Genomic DNA, 16355 nt, shown 5'->3' on the forward strand with positions numbered 1-16355 from the left:
AATTTTATAATTGATAAGTTTAGCAATTTAAAACTAAACAGGTTCTTGTTTAAGCTCTTCTAATAATGTTGAAATTTCCATTTTTGCTTTGGAAACTGATATTCTACCGGAGCGCACAAATTGCATGATTCCAAAAGGTTTCAATTTTTCATATAACGATTCTATTTCAGCACGTTGACCAGATTTTGAAATCACAAAAAAGTCTCTGGCAACCGTAACTATTTGAGAATGACTTTCCTTAATTATATTCTGAATTTGTTTTTCATCAAAAAGCAAGCTCGACTCAATTTTGAATAATGCATTTTCCAAGAAAATAGTTTCTTCATCAATATGATAAAATGCTTTGATGACTTCAATTTGTTTTTCGATTTGTCCTACTATATTTTGCACCCATTTTTCGGTGGTGTTGACTACAATGATAAATCTGGAAACATTTTCAATTTCAGATTCGGATACATTTAAACTCAAAATATTGATATGGCGTTTCAAGAATATTCCAGATATTCTGTTTAATAAGCCAACGTTGTTTTCTGAATAAACAGAAATGGTGAATGTTTTATTTTCCATTTTTTTATGTTTAAAGTTTTATCGTTTAAATTTGCGCAACATTATTTTCGGGTTCCAACAACTTTAAACTTTAAACTATTTTAGGACAAACGAATGTCCGAAACCGATGCTCCAGTTGGAATCATTGGGAATACGTTATTTTCTTTTTCTACCATAACTTCGAGGAAATACGATTCTTTTGAGGCCATCATTTCAGCAACGGCAGCATCTAAATCTTCTCTTTTGGTTACTTTTTTCGCTTTGATATAATAGCCTTCAGCAATGGCTATAAAATTAGGATTGATCATTTCCGTAGAAGCGTATCTTTTGTCAAAAAACAATTGTTGCCACTGACGAACCATTCCTAAAAATTCGTTGTTTAATACCACAATTTTCACAGGAACTTTGGTCTGGAAAATAGTTCCTAATTCCTGAATAGTCATTTGAAAACCTCCATCACCAATTATAGCTACCACTTCACGATTTGGCATTCCCATTTTGGCCCCAATTGCAGCCGGTAAAGCAAATCCCATAGTTCCTAAACCACCTGATGTTACATTACTTTTTGTCGAATTGAATTTGGCATAACGACAAGCAAACATTTGGTGTTGTCCCACATCCGAAACCATAATGGCATCTCCTTTAGAATGTTTATTAATCATTTCAATCGTTTCTCCCATAGAAATTCCTTCTCTCTTTGGTTTTAACTCGTCATTGATTACCGCTTCTAATTCTATTTCATATTTCTCTTTGAATTCATTGTGCCAAGCTTCATGAGAGTTACTTTCAATTATAGGAAGTAAAGCTGTTAAAGACTCTTTTAAGTCAGCCAAAACAGCTACCGTAGTTTTTACATTTTTATCTATTTCTGCCGGATCAATTTCAAAATGAATTACTTTGGCTTGTTTTGCATAAGTGGCTAAATTTCCAGTAACACGATCGTCAAAACGCATTCCTAGTGCTATTAAAACATCACATTCATTCGTCAAAACATTAGGGCCATAATTTCCGTGCATTCCCACCATTCCAACATTTAATGGATGATCTGTTGGCATTGCCGAAAGTCCTAAAATAGTCCAAGCAGCCGGAATTCCTGATTTTTCAACCAAAGCTTTTAACTCGGCTTCCGCTTCACTAAGAATTACTCCTTGACCAAATATGATAAATGGCTTTTTAGCAGTATTAATTATTTCAGCTGCTTCCTTAACCTTATCAATATTTAAAACTGGTTTCGGATTGTAGCTTCTAATACTGGTGCATTTTTTATAGCTGAACTCAATTTCGTCAAACTGAGCATTTTTTGTAATATCAATTAATACTGGACCCGGACGACCCGATTTAGCGATGTAAAATGCTTTTGCCATTATTTCAGGAATTTCTGAAGCTTCGGTAATTTGATAATTCCATTTGGTTACCGGAGTCGAAATTCCAATGATATCTGTTTCTTGAAAAGCATCAGACCCTAGTAAATGCTTTCCTACTTGTCCTGTAATACAGACCATAGGAGTCGAATCGATTTGCGCATCAGCAATACCTGTGACTAAATTTGTTGCTCCCGGCCCCGAAGTTGCAATCGCCACTCCCACTTTTCCTGTTGCTCTTGCAAAACCTTGCGCAGCATGTGTAGCTCCTTGTTCATGACGCACTAAAACATGGTGTAATTGATCTTTAAATTTATATAACTCGTCGTAAACTGGCATTATAGCGCCACCTGGATAGCCATAAACCAAATCTACTCCTTCTTCTAATAAGCATCTAATAACGGCTTCGGCGCCGGATATTTTATTTGTTCCCATGGGTACGTTTATTATTTTTTAGAATTAGAAACATCTATTTAAAATATCTTATTTCTATCTCTTCTTTATTGAAAATTATTTATCAGTTACACATCCTTCAGAGGCACTTGTGACCGAACGAATATATTTAAGTAACACTCCTTGTTTAATTGGTGATTCTGGTTTTTTCCAATTGGCTTTACGTTTTGCGAATTCTTCGTCAGATATTTTCATATTGATAGTATTTTTCACAGCATCAATTGAAATCACATCTCCGTTTTCTATTAAAGCAATTCCTCCGCCTTCATAGGCTTCTGGTGTAACGTGTCCTACTACGAAACCGTGAGAACCTCCCGAAAAACGTCCATCAGTAATTAAAGCGACAGTACTTCCTAAGCCAGCTCCCATAATTGCGGATGTTGGTTTAAGCATTTCAGGCATTCCCGGACCTCCTTTTGGGCCACAATATCTAATAACAACCACATTTCCTGGTTTTACTTCGCCACCTCTAATTCCTTTAATCACATCATGCTCGTTTTCAAAAACTACTGCTGTACCTTCAAAAAACTCACCTTCTTTGCCGCTAATTTTAGCCACACAACCTTCCGAAGCAATGTTTCCGTATAAAATTTGAATATTTCCAGTAGCTTTTAATGCTTTTTGGATTTCATGAATCACTTGTTGTCCATCATTCAAATCAGGAACAGAAGCTAAGTTTTCAGCAATTGTTTTTCCGGTTACCGTTAAACAATCTCCATGTAAGAAACCTTCTTTCAATAAATATTTCATTACTCCTGGAACTCCACCTACATTATGTAAGTCTTCCATTAAGTATTTACCGCTTGGCTTCAAGTCAGCAAGTAATGGAGTTTTATCACTAATATCTTGGAAATCTTTTAAGGTAAGATCAACGCCTACTGAGTGTGCCATTGCAATTAAGTGCATAACCGCATTAGTAGAACCTCCTAAAACAGCCACAATTGTAATCGCATTTTCGAATGCTTTACGAGTCATAATGTCTCTAGGCTTAATATCTTTTTCCAATAATATTCTGATGGCTTTACCAGCATCAGCACATTCTTGTTTCTTTTCTGGACTCAAAGCAGGATTAGAAGAACTATAAGGCAAACTCATTCCTAAAGCTTCAATCGCAGATGACATGGTATTAGCAGTATACATTCCACCACAAGCACCTGCACCTGGACAAGCATTTTGAATCACACCTTTAAAATCTTCAGGTGTAATAGTGTTATTGAATTTTTTTCCTAATGCTTCAAAAGCAGAAACAATATTCAAATCTTCACCTTTCCATTTACCTGGGTGAATAGAACCTCCATAAACCATAATAGAAGGACGATTGACTCTACCCATAGCCATTAAGGCTCCTGGCATATTTTTATCACAACCCGGAACAGCTATCATTCCGTCATACCATTGTGCTCCCATAACTGTTTCAATAGAATCTGCAATTACATCACGAGAAACCAAAGAAAAACGCATTCCATCATTTCCATTTGAAATACCGTCACTGACACCAATAGTATTAAAAATCAAACCAACTAAATCTACTGCCCAGACGCCAGTCTTAATATCTTTAGCCAAATCATTTAAATGCATATTACAAGGGTTTCCATCATAACCCATACTCACAATTCCTATCTGCGCTTTTTTAAGATCTTCTTCAGTTAATCCAATTCCGTACAACATGGCCTGAGAGGCTGGTTGTGTTTCATCTTGAGTAATAGTCTTGCTGTATTTATTTAATTCCATTATGTGTTAGTTTGTAGGTAATATGTTTTTCTGAAAAATTATAGGTAACATCAATTATTTATTTTTAAACTATGGTCGATTGGCCTATATAGACATTGTCACTTTTAAAATATAAGTCGTCTTTACTTAAAATGTAATTTGAGATAAAGTCTCCCACTTCATTGGTACCAAATTTTGAATACGGATTCAAATCGGCTGTGACAACATTTAATTCGATTGCTTTATGTACCGCCTCGTATACTTTTTGAGATTCGATATGAAGACCGAAATGTTCCAAAAGCATCGCTGCACAAACTATCGAAGCAATAGGATTTGCAATATTCTTTCTTTTGGCTTCCGGATAAGAGCCGTGAATAGGCTCAAAAAGTGCGCTTGAGTTTCCTAGTGATGCGGATGGCAATAATCCAATTGAACCTGTAATAACACTCGCTTCATCCGATAGAATATCACCAAATAAATTTTCGGTCAAAATGACGTCAAATTGTTTTGGATTAATTATGATTTGCATTGCAGCATTATCGACCAAAAGATATTCTAGCGAAACATCAGGATATCCTTCCGCAATTTCTGTTACTACTTTTCTCCACAATCTTGACGTTTCAAGGATACTGGCTTTATCAACCAAAGTCACCTTTTTCTTTCTTTTTTGAGCTGTTCTGAAAGCCAAATGACTGATTCTAATTATTTCTTCTTCTGAATATTCACATAAATCAGAGGCTAAAGTTCCTTGTTCATTGGTCTTTTTTTCGCTGAAATAAGATCCTCCAGAAATTTCTCTAAAAATTATAAAATCAGCACCTTCGATTATTTTTCTTTTCAAAGGCGACAAATCTAATAAGTCGTTGTATGGTTTAATAGGTCTTATATTGGCATACAATCCCAACTCTTGTCTCAATTTTAATAATCCTTGTATAGGACGCAATTTCGAATCTGAAACAGCATCATATTTTGAGTCATCAACAGCTCCAAATAATATGGCATCTGTATTCAAACAAAGATTTAATGTTTGCTCTGGTAATGGTGTTCCGGTCTTTTCAACAGCAATGGCGCCAATTAAAGCATCTTCAAAAACAAACTCATGATCAAACACCACACCTACTGCATACAATGCTTTTTTTGCTTGTAAGATTACCTCTGGACCTATTCCGTCTCCTGAAAGTACTGCTATTTTTAAGTTCATAATAGTAGGATTTAGATTTTATTAGAAATCAAAATATTTTAGTTAAGGATTAATTCCTTATTCATTTTACAGGCTTCAATTATTTGATGAATATCGTCATCCAGCACTTCTTTTTTAATGTCGGCGAACTTTAAAAATTCAACATAAACAATATCTAATTGCACTTTTGTAAGTTCGTATCCAACTTTTTTGGATCTGTAAGCTAATGCTGCTCTACCACTTCTGGCGGTCAAAACAATTAAGGATTCATTGACACCTACATCTAAAGGATCCATGATTTCATAAGTAGCTCTGTTTTTTATCACACCATCTTGATGAATTCCGGAGCTGTGGGCAAAGGCATTCGCTCCAACAATGGCTTTATTGGGTTGTACCATCATTCCCATACTTTCAGAAACCAAACGACTCATTTCGTTTAACTGTTTTGTATCAATATCAGTATATAAATTCAAATAAGGATGTTGTTTGAAAATCATTACGACTTCTTCAAGAGCAGTATTTCCGGCTCTTTCGCCTATTCCATTTATCGTACATTCTATTTGTCTGGCTCCATTCACGGCTCCTGCAATTGAATTAGCTGTCGCCATTCCTAAATCATTATGACAATGACAAGACAAGATTACGTTTTCAATTCCTTTTACGTTTTCTTTTAAATACTTGATTTTTGCACCATATTCTTCTGGCAAACAATAACCCGTTGTATCTGGAATATTAAGTACAGTTGCACCTGATTTAATGACTTCTTCACAGACTATAGCCAAGAATTCATTGTCCGTTCTGCCTGCATCTTCGGCATAAAATTCAACATCTTCAACATATGATTTAGCATGTGAAACAGCAAATTTTGCTCGGGCAATAATATCTTCTCTGGTTGTATTTAATTTGTGTACAATATGTGATTCCGAAGTTCCTATTCCAGTATGTATACGAGGTCTTTTTGCATATTTTAATGCCTGAGCCGCAACATCAATATCATTTTTCACTGCTCTTGTTAATCCGCAAACAATAGCATTTTTAACAACCTTACTTATTTCTGAAACAGATAAAAAATCACCTGGACTTGACACAGGAAAACCAGCTTCGATGATGTCAACACCCATTTCATCCAGTCGATTTGCTATAACGAGTTTTTGATTGGTATCTAACTTACATCCTGGGACCTGTTCGCCATCTCTCAAAGTGGTATCAAAAATTTGAACTTTCTCTCTATTCATTTTCATTTATTTAATGTAATTTCACAACTTGATAACAAAAATATCTTTCATTACTTTATTATAAAACTCAATTTAATGAAATATACTGCTTATAAAGCAAACAATAACTTTACAACTATTTGATTAACAGTAAATTAAGTTACTATATTCTACAATGGCTAACCATCAAAAAGATTTCTTATTTGTATTAATAAAATCACTTTCAAAATCTGAAAAAAGACAATTCAAGATTTTTGCAAGCCGATTGGAAACCAGTTCCAATACAAAATTCATCGAATTATTCAATATTTTAGACAAATCTGAAATCTATGATGAGAAACTTATTCTGAAAAGCGGTATCATTAAAAAAGTACAATTATCGAATCTAAAATCGTACTTGTATAAACAAATTTTAGTGAGCATCCGACTGAATATTCCCAGCCAGAACATTCGGTATCAGCTGAGAGAACAAATTGATTTTGCTGCCATATTGTACAATAAAGGGTTATACAAGCAGAGTTTAAAAATTTTGGATAAAACAAAAATTTTAGCTTTAGAGAATGACGAAAAACTGATGGCTTATGAAATTGTAGAATTCGAAAAACTTATCGAATCACAATACATCACCCGAAGTATTCAAGGACGCGCAGATGAATTAGTCGTTCAAGCTAAAGAATTAAATTATCGCAATACCATTTCCAGTAAATTATCTAACTTATCCCTGCAATTGTATGGTATAATGCTTAAAACGGGTTATGTAAAAAGTGACGAAGAATATAAATATATAGACGATTATTTCCATAAGCATATTTCTAAATTTGATGAGAAAAAATTCGGATTTAGGGAAAAATACTGGTTTTATAACGCCAATCTTTGGAGAAGTTTTCTGGTGCAGGATTTTCTTTCCTGCTATAAATATTCTTTAAAATGGGTGACGCTGTTTTATGATAATCCAAGTATGATTCATTTAAATCCTGTGTTTTTCCTTAAAGGAAACCATTATTTATTAGAATCTTTATATATGTTAAAGTACAAATCTAAATTTAAAAAATATTTAGCGCTGCTGGAAAATACCATCAAAGATTCCCATTTTCCCGTGAATGATAACATTGCGTCTTTATCATTTTTATATGTCTATAATAATAAATTGAATTACCATATTCTGGAAGGTACTTTTGCCGAAAGCGAATACTTAATTCCTGAAGTATTAAATAAATTAAAAATTCACTCTGACCACCTTGATGAACATCACGAAATGTTGTTCTATTATAAATTTGCGTCAATTTATTTTGGGAACGAAAAATATGCGGAGTGTATCTTTTATTTAGAGAAAATCATAAACAACAAAAATCTTTCGATGCGAGAAGATTTGATGTGTTTCGCCAGAATACTTTGTTTGATTGCGCATTATGAATTAGGGAAAGATTATTATCTGGAAAATCAATTGAAGAACACCTATAAATTCCTAATCAAAATGAATGATTTACATGAAGTGCAAAAAGAAATCATTAAGTTTTTGAAGAATTTAAACTCCATTTATCCAACAGATATCAAAAAGGAATTTGTAAAAATGAGAGCGCGTTTTATTGAATTGGAAAAAAATACTTACGAAAAAAGAGCTTTCCTTTATCTCGATATTATTTCTTGGCTGGAAAGCAAAATTGAAAACCGAAAAATCAGTACTATTATTAAGGAAAAAGCAAAATTGATTAGTCGATAAGACTTTATATGACTAAAGGAGGTTCAAAACCTCCTTTTTGTTAAATGATATTTTTTCACAATTGAAATATCGAATAAAAATATCTCAATTATTACGCTAATTTGTCCGTTCGGTAAACTATAGGCGCTTCTTGTAACAATGGTTTCACTTTTTCAAAAAAAGAAATAAGGTACGATTGCTCATTATGAATCTTCAATCCCGCCTCATTTTCCCATACTTCATGAAAAATAAAAATAGTTGATTCTTCCATACTTTGATGTAAATCGTACTGCAAACAAGCAGCTTCTTTAGTCGATTTTTGAACCAAATCCAGTAAAAGTGATTTCAATGTATCCACACTTTCCGGCTTGCTTTTTAGGATGACGGTTAGATTGATTGCCATAATTAATTTAAAAATAGTTGTGTTAAATGGTTTTGATACACTTTAAGATCATTTTCAACATTTGCATTTTTTTCAATATCATGAAAATGAATGCTTTGTAACGGTTTCATGCCTGTAAAAGCGTTCATTCGGTGAAAACCAAATAATGGTCCTTCATCCACACTGTGCTGATTGAAAAATTCTCCCGGTAAAGTAAAAGCTTCTTTTGGAGCATTCCAAGAGGTGGTTAACATATATTTTTTGCCATAAAGCATTCCTCCTGTTCCGTAATTGATTGTCGGATTTTCCGCTGAACGACCGTCACTTTTGTAAATCCCTTTGGCATGACCTTCAGTGAAAACAACATCAATGTATTTTTTAAATCCATGTGGCAACTGGAACCACCATATTGGCGTATGATAAATAATTACATCAGCCCAAACAAATTTCTCCACTTCTGCAGCAGGAATATAATCATCATTGATGTTCGTTGTTTTTACTTCAAAATTACTATTGCTTTTGAAAAAATTCAAAGTTTCATTCGAAATGGTTTCATTAAATCGTCCTCCAGAATGGCCAAATTTTTGTCCGCCATTAATTATAAATATTTTTGTCATGATTTGCATTTTTAATTTGATGGTGCAAAGTTAGAACGAGAATTTCTATTATTAAAATAACATAATTCATACCTTTGTATCATAATTATAATAGTTATGGTAAATTTAGAATGGTATCGAACGTTTAAAGCAGTTTACAAAACAGGAACTTTAACAAGTGCTGCGGAAGAATTATTTATTTCACAGCCTGGTGTGAGTCTGCATTTGAGTTCCTTGGAAACTTATGTAGGCTATAAATTATTTGACAGAACAGGTCGGAAAATGGTTCCCACCGAAAAAGGAAAAGTGCTCTACAATTTTATCATTGAAGCATTAACCAAACTGGAAGAGGCCGAGAAAAATTTTCAAAGAAGCACCGAGAAAAATACGCCAACCATAAGTGTGGGAATGTGTTTTGAAACATTCCAAATCACACTGGAACAGTATATTTCGACGTTACCATTTAATGTTATTATTCAGTTTGGAGAATATCCTGAAATGGTAGAAAATTTAGAAAAAGGAATTCTCGATTTGATTATCACGCCACAAATGGTCGTTAAAAACGCAATTGAATATCAGGCATTTTCATCTGAAACTATTGTACTTGTTGGTGGAAGCGAAATTGACGATTTAGAATTCAATTCAATAGAAAAAAATGAAAATTTAGAAGAAATTGAACTTTGGCTAAAGCAACAAAAATGGTACGGAACTACCGGAGATATGGAACATTTACGTCGTTTTTGGCAATTAAATTTCAATAAACATCCTGATTTCAGACCTAATTATATTGTGCCAAATCTAAACTCTATAGTACGTTGTTTGAGCAGTGGCAAAGGCTTGGCTGTTGTTCCTGATTTTTTATGCCGTAAAGAAATCGATAATGCAACTATAAAACTGATTTGGGAAGGGAAAACACCATTAAAAAACACGCTCTATTTTGCAACCAGAAAAAAAACAATGTATGAGGAAGAAATCGCTTTGATTAAGAAAATTTTCATCGATTTGAACTAAAATTTGTTATTCTGGAAATATAGTTTAATTTTATAAATCATTAAATTTTAAACTTATGAATGGATTTTTCAAAACAATACTAGCAGGTTACGGAGCCAAAAAATTAGGCGGTGGCTGTTTTGGCACAATTCTAATCTTTATTATTATCTATTGGATATTAGGTTATTTTTAGAATTAAAACCCTAAAAATAACCCAATTATAAACTTATAAATTAATATGCCAAAAGTTCTTTCAGGTTATTTTCGAAACGACCTTTTGGCAAATATTGATCTTCCAAGGCTTTTATAAATGGAATCGGCGTGTCTAAACTTGCCACTCTTTTTACTGGCGCATCAAGGTATTTGAAACAATTTTCCATTATCATTGCCGAAATATCGCTTGCAATTCCTCCAAACATGCTGTCTTCTTGATAAATAATTACTCTTCCCGTTTTCTTTACCGATGCAAAAATAGCTTCAGTATCCAAAGGTTGTAAAGTTCTTAAATCCAACAAATCAGCAGAAATTTCAGGATTTTTTGATAAAGTATCCAAAGCCCAATGCACCGCTGCTCCAAACGATATAATCGTAACCTGATTTCCTTCTTTCAACAAAGCCGCTTTTCCTAAAGGAATCGTATAATAATCTGTAGGAACATCTTGGTAAACACTTCTGTACAATTGTTTGTGCTCAAAAAATAATACCGGATTTGGGTCGTTTATAGAAGTATTCAATAGTCCTTTCGCATCATATGGAAATGCTGGGTAAACCACTTTTAAACCCGGAGTTTTGGTAAACCAAGCTTCATTGGTTTGCGAATGAAAAGGCCCTGCTTGTGTTCCGCCGCCACAAGGCATTCGGACTACAACATCTGCTTTTTCCAACCAACGGTAATGAGATTTGGCTAATAAATTGACAATTGGATTAAATCCTGTGGAAACAAAATCGGCAAACTGCATTTCCACAATCGCTTTGTATCCATTAATTGATAATCCCATTCCAGCCGAAACCACGGCACTTTCACAAATTGGCGTATTGATAACCCGCTCTTTGCCAAACTGCGCCACAAAACCATCAGTGATTTTGAAAGCACCACCATATTCAGCAATATCCTGCCCCATGATTACGGAGTTTTCATGGCGTTCCATTGATTGCCTCAAACTGGCAGAAATCGCATCTATAAAACGAATATTTTCTTTTTCTTCAGATGGTTTAACGTATTTAAATGCATACGGTTTGTAAACATCATTTAACTCTTCACTTAATGATGCTTCTATCTCCGGTTCAGCATTGGCAATAGCCAGACTTTCATCAATATCCTTCTTTATTTCAGTATGTAAAGCCGTGTCAAAATCTTCAGTAAGAACTCCGTTTTCTACTAAATATTTTCTGTAATTTTCTACGGGATCTTTAATCGCCCACATGTCCATTAACTCTTGCGGAACATATTTGGTCCCACTCGCCTCTTCATGCCCGCGCATTCTGAAGGTTTTGAATTCCAATAACACAGGACGTGGATTTTCTTTCATCGAAGCCTTCAATTCGGATAACAAATTAAATACTTCCAGAATATTATTTCCATCAACAATATGGCTTTCCATTCCGTAGCCTTTCCCTTTATCGGCAAGGTTTTCGCAGCGGTATTGCTCGTTTGTAGGAGTTGACAATCCATAACCATTATTTTCGATGACAAACATCACGGGCAATTCCCAAACCGAAGCAATATTCAACGCTTCGTGAAAATCGCCTTCGCTTGTTGCTCCTTCACCAGTAAAAACTGCGGTAACTTTTCCGTTTTTCTTAAGTTTATTGGCCAGTGCGATTCCGTCAGCAACGCCTAATTGCGGACCTAAATGCGAAATCATTCCAATAATCTTGTATTGTTGGGTTCCAAAGTGAAAACTGCGATCACGACCTTTAGTAAAACCATTTGCTTTGCCTTGCCATTGTGAAAAAAGACGGTACAACGGAATATCTCTTCCAGTGAAAACTCCCAGATTTCTATGCATTGGCAAAATGTACTCATCTGAATCTAAAACTGCTGTGACTCCAACAGAAATAGCCTCTTGACCAATTCCAGAAAACCATTTGGATACCTTTCCCTGACGAATAAGAATCAACATTTTCTCTTCTATCAGCCTTGGTTTCAGTATTCTTTTATATAAATCTAATAATTGATTGTCAGTAAGATTTTTTCTATCGAAGATCATTTTTTCGGTTTTATAGTATGGTTCAAAGATAAAAAAATATAACAGTTTAGTATTATTTTGTTATATTTTTTTATATTGTTTATAAGTTTTAAAATTCAGATATAAAATTATTCTTTACATTTGTATCTGCAAGGTTTTTAACCTTCAAGTTATTAAAAAATATTTAAAAGTATGCAAAACATTCCTAGTGTTGACTTGCGTGATTTCCTTTCGGACGACCCGAAACGTAAACAAAAATTTGTAAATGAAATCGGAAGTGCATTTGAAGATATTGGCTTCGTAGCACTCAAAGGGCATTTTTTAAACGACCAGTTGGTTGATGAATTGTATGGTGAAATTAGAAATTTTTTCGCTTTACCTTTAGAAACAAAACACAGTTATGAAATCCCTGGAATTGGCGGACAAAGAGGTTATGTTTCTTTTGGAACAGAGCATGCCAAAGGCAGAAAAGAGGGTGATTTGAAGGAGTTTTGGCATTTTGGACAATACGTGTCTGAAGATTCAAAATACGCATCTGAGTATCCTGAAAACGTTGAAGTGAAGGAACTTCCCCGTTTTAATGTTGTAGGTAAAGAAGCGTACCAAATGCTTGAAAAAACAGGAGTTTATGTTTTGAGAGCTTTGGCTTTACACCTTGGTTTGGATGAGTTTTATTTTGACCAGTATACTAAAGACGGAAATTCAATTTTAAGACCTATTCATTACCCACCAATCACATCTGAACCAGCAAATGCAATTCGTGCTGCTGCTCACGGTGATATCAATTTGATTACTTTGTTGATGGGTGCTCAAGGAAAAGGATTGCAAGTACAAAATCACAACGGAGAATGGATTGATGCCATTGCTGAACAGGATGAATTAGTAATTAATGTGGGTGATATGTTATCGCGTCATACTAATAACAAATTGAAATCTACGATTCATCAAGTGGTAAACCCACCAAGAGAATTATGGGGAACTTCGCGTTATTCTATTCCGTTTTTTATGCATCCGGTGAGTGATATGAAATTGGATTGTTTGGAAAACTGTATTGATGCCGAAAATCCAAAAAAATTCGAAGATATTACTGCGGGAGCTTATTTATACGAGCGTTTAGTAGATTTAGGTCTTATTAAAAAGTAAACTTAATTTACGTCAAATACTAAAAGACATTAAGTTTATGCTTAATGTCTTTTGTTTTTTACCAATTTAAAATAGCATTATTCGCTTTCAAAATATATAAAGTTATGGACTTACAAGACCAATTAAAAAACCTTTTTCCAGATCACGAACCATCGCCTGAAGAGCAAATTGAAGAAGTGGCTCACGAATTATACGTTCAAAAAGAACCTATGATTTGTAAATTCGAAAAGCGTAAAGGAAAAGCAACTACCATAATTGAAGGTTACGAAGGTACTGAAGAGGATTTTAAAATTCTTGCTAAAGAAATTAAAACTAAATTGAGTGTTGGCGGAACTTTTAAAGATGATTCCATTATCATTCAAGGAGATTATCGCGATAAAATAATGACTATTTTAAAAGAAAAAGGATTTAAAGTAAAACGAGTTGGAGGCTAGAAAAAATATTCAGTGTTCATCAATTAGTGTTCAGTTGAGCAATTTTAAACATTAAACAAAAAAAGCAATGATAAAATCATCAGAATTAATATTAAATCCAGATGGTAGCGTTTACCATTTGAATTTAAAACCAGAACATATTGCACACGATATCATCTTTGTAGGGGATCAAAATCGCGTGGAAAAAATCACACAGTTTTTTGACAGCATCGAATTTTCGACTCAAAAAAGAGAATTCAAAACCCAAACCGGGATTTTCAAAGGCAAACGAATTACGGTAATGTCTACAGGAATTGGTCCTGACAATATTGATATCGTCATCAACGAATTGGATGCTTTGGTCAATATTGATTTGAAAACCCGTCAGCCAAAAGAAAATCTTACTTCACTGAACATCATCCGAATTGGAACTTCGGGTTCTTTGCAAGCGGATATTCCTGTGGACAGTTTTGTACTATCAAAATTCGGATTAGGATTGGACAACATGCTCCGCTCCTATTTGATTGACGAAGTTTCAAATCTGGAAATGGAAGATGCTTTTGTGAAACATACCAACTGGGATTTAAGAAAAGGAAAACCATACGTGATTGCATGTTCCGAAAAACTGGAAAAAATAATTGAAAGCGACAAAATGCACAAAGGAATTACCGCAACTGCAGGTGGTTTTTACGGTCCACAAGGTCGAGTGTTGCGTTTGAATATTCAAGATGAAGAATTGAATGCTAAAATGGATAATTTTGAATTTGGTGACAACCAAATCACAAACTTAGAGATGGAAACCGCAGCAATTTATGGACTTTCGGCACTTTTAGGACACAATGCATTATCACTTAACGCTATCATTGCCAATCGTGCTTCGGGAACTTTTAGTGAAGATCCATACAAAGCCGTTGATGAATTGATTGCGTATACATTGGATAAATTGGCGAATCAATAGTAAAAAATTCATTTTGTTTTGGAGCTATTTCCTGCTATCCGTTACAATCTTTTCCTTTTTAAAGAAAATAAGAAAAGGATTTTCACTCCTATCAGGGCTAAATCATTAAAGAACTAATTTATTGGAAATATCATGAATCTTATTTTAGAAACCGACCGATTAATTTTAAGAGAAATGCTCGCTTCAGATGCAGAAGCATTATTTGAAATGGACAGCAATCCTAAGGTACATCAATATCTTTGGAACAAACCATTGACGGATATTAGCGAAGTACATTTGTATATCGAATCTGTAAGAACGCAATATATTCAAAATAATATTGGGCGATTTGTAGTTATTTTGAAAGAAACTAATGAATTAATTGGTTGGGCCGGATTAAAATACAACACCGAAATGGTAAATAACAAAATTCATTTCTATGATATTGGCTATCGGTTAAACGAAAAATTCTGGGGAAAAGGATATGCTAGTGAAGCCAGTTTTGCATGGCTGGATTATGGTTTTAATGTAATGAAAATCAAAATCATGGAAGCCGCAGCGCATACGGATAATATCGCTTCAAATAGAATATTGCAAAAAATTGGACTGAAAATGACCGAACAATACATGGAAGATGGCGTTTCTTGGAATTGGTACGAATTAAAAAATCCTAACTTATAATGAATATAATAAAAATAGCCGGTGTTCCGGAACATTTCAATCTTCCTTGGCATTTAGCCATAGAAAACGGAGATTTCGAAAAAGAAAATATCAATTTACAATGGACTGATGTTCCCGAAGGAACCGGAAAAATGTGCCAAATGCTTCGTGATGGCGAAACGGATATTGCCGTAATCCTGACCGAAGGAATCGTGAAAGATATCGTTGCCGGAAACCCGAGTAAAATTGTTCAAGTTTATGTAGAAAGTCCATTAATTTGGGGAATTCACGTTGCGGCAAACTCCAATTATAAGACGTTAGCTGATTTAGAAAACAAAAAAGTTGCTATTTCCAGATTGGGTTCCGGTTCGCAATTAATGGCGTATGTCAATGCGGATAATCAGGGATGGAAAACAGATAATCTTCCGTTCGAAATCGTAAATACTATCGATGGCGCTGTTGAAGCTTTGACAAACGGAACCGCAGATTATTTCATGTGGGAACGTTTTATGACCAAACCATTAGTCGATAAAGGAATTTTCAGAAGAATTGCTGATTGCCCTACACCTTGGCCTTGTTTTGTAATAGCAGTTCGAGAAGAAGTTTTGGAAAACAATCCAGTTCTTATTTCAAAAATTCTTGCAATCATTAATCAAACTACAGAAGATTTTAAAGATATTCCAAGTATTGATAAAACCTTAGCTTCAAATTACCATCAAAAAATAGAGGATATTCAAGAATGGCTTTCTTTAACACAATGGTCACAAAAGCCATTATCAACTGAAATGTTAAACAAAGTTCAAAATCAACTTTTTCAACTTAAAATTATCGATAAAAAAGGTACTTTTGAGGATATTGTAAAAACAGTCTAGATTACTGTTT

At 34.2% G+C, this 16355-nt stretch carries 15 protein-coding genes; 7 read left to right on the top strand and 8 right to left on the bottom strand.

The window, feature by feature from the left end:
- Window positions 1–33: 33 nt before the first annotated feature.
- From ilvN to BMX64_RS08035, 5 genes are all read right to left on the bottom strand, one after another.
- Window positions 34–567, bottom strand: a complete 534-nt coding sequence (gene ilvN, locus BMX64_RS08015) for an acetolactate synthase small subunit (protein ID WP_091169819.1) — start codon at window positions 565–567, stop codon at window positions 34–36.
- A gap of 80 nt (window positions 568–647) precedes the next feature.
- On the bottom strand, window positions 648–2342 hold the full coding sequence (gene ilvB, locus BMX64_RS08020; RefSeq protein WP_091169821.1) for a biosynthetic-type acetolactate synthase large subunit: 1695 nt from the start codon (window positions 2340–2342) through the stop codon (window positions 648–650).
- 75 nt (window positions 2343–2417) lie between these two features.
- Window positions 2418–4091: a dihydroxy-acid dehydratase gene (ilvD, locus tag BMX64_RS08025; protein WP_091169826.1), complete on the bottom strand. Its 1674-nt coding sequence runs from the start codon at window positions 4089–4091 to the stop codon at window positions 2418–2420.
- A gap of 64 nt (window positions 4092–4155) precedes the next feature.
- A complete protein-coding gene (gene leuB, locus BMX64_RS08030) occupies window positions 4156–5271 on the bottom strand; it encodes a 3-isopropylmalate dehydrogenase (RefSeq protein ID WP_091169829.1) in 1116 nt (371 codons plus the stop codon).
- A 38-nt stretch (window positions 5272–5309) separates the two neighbouring features.
- Window positions 5310–6485, bottom strand: a complete 1176-nt coding sequence (locus BMX64_RS08035) for a 2-isopropylmalate synthase (protein WP_091170178.1) — start codon at window positions 6483–6485, stop codon at window positions 5310–5312.
- Window positions 6486–6639: 154 nt separating this feature from the next.
- Here BMX64_RS08035 and BMX64_RS08040 point away from each other — a divergent pair, with 154 nt between their 5' ends.
- The gene (locus tag BMX64_RS08040; RefSeq protein ID WP_091169833.1) at window positions 6640–8184 is read left to right on the top strand and encodes a hypothetical protein; all 1545 of its coding nucleotides are present in this window, start codon (window positions 6640–6642) and stop codon (window positions 8182–8184) included.
- 91 nt (window positions 8185–8275) lie between these two features.
- Here the strand turns inward: BMX64_RS08040 and BMX64_RS08045 are convergent, their stop codons facing one another.
- Window positions 8276–8566, bottom strand: coding sequence for a putative quinol monooxygenase (locus tag BMX64_RS08045; RefSeq protein WP_091169838.1), 291 nt, complete (start codon window positions 8564–8566; stop codon window positions 8276–8278).
- A 2-nt stretch (window positions 8567–8568) separates the two neighbouring features.
- Complete coding sequence (locus tag BMX64_RS08050; protein WP_091170182.1) at window positions 8569–9162, bottom strand: NAD(P)H-dependent oxidoreductase; 594 nt, start codon at window positions 9160–9162, stop codon at window positions 8569–8571.
- A gap of 96 nt (window positions 9163–9258) precedes the next feature.
- On the opposite strand from BMX64_RS08050, the gene BMX64_RS08055 reads away from it, so the two are divergent.
- Window positions 9259–10152 carry a LysR family transcriptional regulator gene (locus tag BMX64_RS08055; RefSeq protein ID WP_091169840.1) on the top strand — a complete coding sequence of 298 codons (894 nt, stop codon included), beginning with the start codon at window positions 9259–9261 and terminating at the stop codon, window positions 10150–10152.
- 212 nt (window positions 10153–10364) lie between these two features.
- On the opposite strand, the gene BMX64_RS08060 is transcribed toward BMX64_RS08055, so the two are convergent.
- Window positions 10365–12341 (bottom strand): alpha-ketoacid dehydrogenase subunit alpha/beta, encoded by a 1977-nt coding sequence (locus BMX64_RS08060; RefSeq protein ID WP_091169843.1) that lies wholly within the window; start codon window positions 12339–12341, stop codon window positions 10365–10367.
- Window positions 12342–12512: 171 nt separating this feature from the next.
- Here BMX64_RS08060 and BMX64_RS08065 point away from each other — a divergent pair, with 171 nt between their 5' ends.
- From BMX64_RS08065 to BMX64_RS08085, 5 genes are all read left to right on the top strand, one after another.
- Window positions 12513–13463: an isopenicillin N synthase family dioxygenase gene (locus BMX64_RS08065; protein ID WP_091169846.1), complete on the top strand. Its 951-nt coding sequence runs from the start codon at window positions 12513–12515 to the stop codon at window positions 13461–13463.
- A gap of 104 nt (window positions 13464–13567) precedes the next feature.
- Window positions 13568–13897 (top strand): translation initiation factor, encoded by a 330-nt coding sequence (locus BMX64_RS08070; protein ID WP_091170187.1) that lies wholly within the window; start codon window positions 13568–13570, stop codon window positions 13895–13897.
- A gap of 67 nt (window positions 13898–13964) precedes the next feature.
- Window positions 13965–14834, top strand: a complete 870-nt coding sequence (locus tag BMX64_RS08075; protein ID WP_091169849.1) for a nucleoside phosphorylase — start codon at window positions 13965–13967, stop codon at window positions 14832–14834.
- A gap of 132 nt (window positions 14835–14966) precedes the next feature.
- Window positions 14967–15494 carry a GNAT family N-acetyltransferase gene (locus BMX64_RS08080; RefSeq protein WP_091169853.1) on the top strand — a complete coding sequence of 176 codons (528 nt, stop codon included), beginning with the start codon at window positions 14967–14969 and terminating at the stop codon, window positions 15492–15494.
- Window positions 15494–16345 carry a substrate-binding domain-containing protein gene (locus tag BMX64_RS08085; RefSeq protein WP_091169856.1) on the top strand — a complete coding sequence of 284 codons (852 nt, stop codon included), beginning with the start codon at window positions 15494–15496 and terminating at the stop codon, window positions 16343–16345. The genes BMX64_RS08080 and BMX64_RS08085 overlap by 1 nt, the downstream gene beginning before the upstream one ends.
- The last annotated feature ends 10 nt before the right edge of the window (window positions 16346–16355 follow it).

Source organism: Flavobacterium sinopsychrotolerans (genome assembly GCF_900110375.1).
Classification (GTDB): domain Bacteria; phylum Bacteroidota; class Bacteroidia; order Flavobacteriales; family Flavobacteriaceae; genus Flavobacterium; species Flavobacterium sinopsychrotolerans.

Excerpts from the sequence above, each read along its gene's own strand:
- BMX64_RS08060 (WP_091169843.1), bottom strand. The coding sequence starts at position 12,341 with ATGATCTTCGATAGAAAAAATCTTACTGACAATCAATTATTAGATTTA.
- BMX64_RS08075 (WP_091169849.1), top strand. The coding sequence starts at position 13,965 with ATGATAAAATCATCAGAATTAATATTAAATCCAGATGGTAGCGTTTAC.
- BMX64_RS08035 (WP_091170178.1), bottom strand. The coding sequence starts at position 6,485 with ATGAATAGAGAGAAAGTTCAAATTTTTGATACCACTTTGAGAGATGGC.
- BMX64_RS08085 (WP_091169856.1), top strand. The coding sequence starts at position 15,494 with ATGAATATAATAAAAATAGCCGGTGTTCCGGAACATTTCAATCTTCCT.
- BMX64_RS08055 (WP_091169840.1), top strand. The coding sequence starts at position 9,259 with ATGGTAAATTTAGAATGGTATCGAACGTTTAAAGCAGTTTACAAAACA.
- BMX64_RS08080 (WP_091169853.1), top strand. The coding sequence starts at position 14,967 with ATGAATCTTATTTTAGAAACCGACCGATTAATTTTAAGAGAAATGCTC.
- BMX64_RS08045 (WP_091169838.1), bottom strand. The coding sequence starts at position 8,566 with ATGGCAATCAATCTAACCGTCATCCTAAAAAGCAAGCCGGAAAGTGTG.
- BMX64_RS08050 (WP_091170182.1), bottom strand. The coding sequence starts at position 9,162 with ATGACAAAAATATTTATAATTAATGGCGGACAAAAATTTGGCCATTCT.
- BMX64_RS08070 (WP_091170187.1), top strand. The coding sequence starts at position 13,568 with ATGGACTTACAAGACCAATTAAAAAACCTTTTTCCAGATCACGAACCA.
- BMX64_RS08065 (WP_091169846.1), top strand. The coding sequence starts at position 12,513 with ATGCAAAACATTCCTAGTGTTGACTTGCGTGATTTCCTTTCGGACGAC.
- ilvB (WP_091169821.1), bottom strand. The coding sequence starts at position 2,342 with ATGGGAACAAATAAAATATCCGGCGCCGAAGCCGTTATTAGATGCTTA.
- ilvD (WP_091169826.1), bottom strand. The coding sequence starts at position 4,091 with ATGGAATTAAATAAATACAGCAAGACTATTACTCAAGATGAAACACAA.
- leuB (WP_091169829.1), bottom strand. The coding sequence starts at position 5,271 with ATGAACTTAAAAATAGCAGTACTTTCAGGAGACGGAATAGGTCCAGAG.
- ilvN (WP_091169819.1), bottom strand. The coding sequence starts at position 567 with ATGGAAAATAAAACATTCACCATTTCTGTTTATTCAGAAAACAACGTT.
- BMX64_RS08040 (WP_091169833.1), top strand. The coding sequence starts at position 6,640 with ATGGCTAACCATCAAAAAGATTTCTTATTTGTATTAATAAAATCACTT.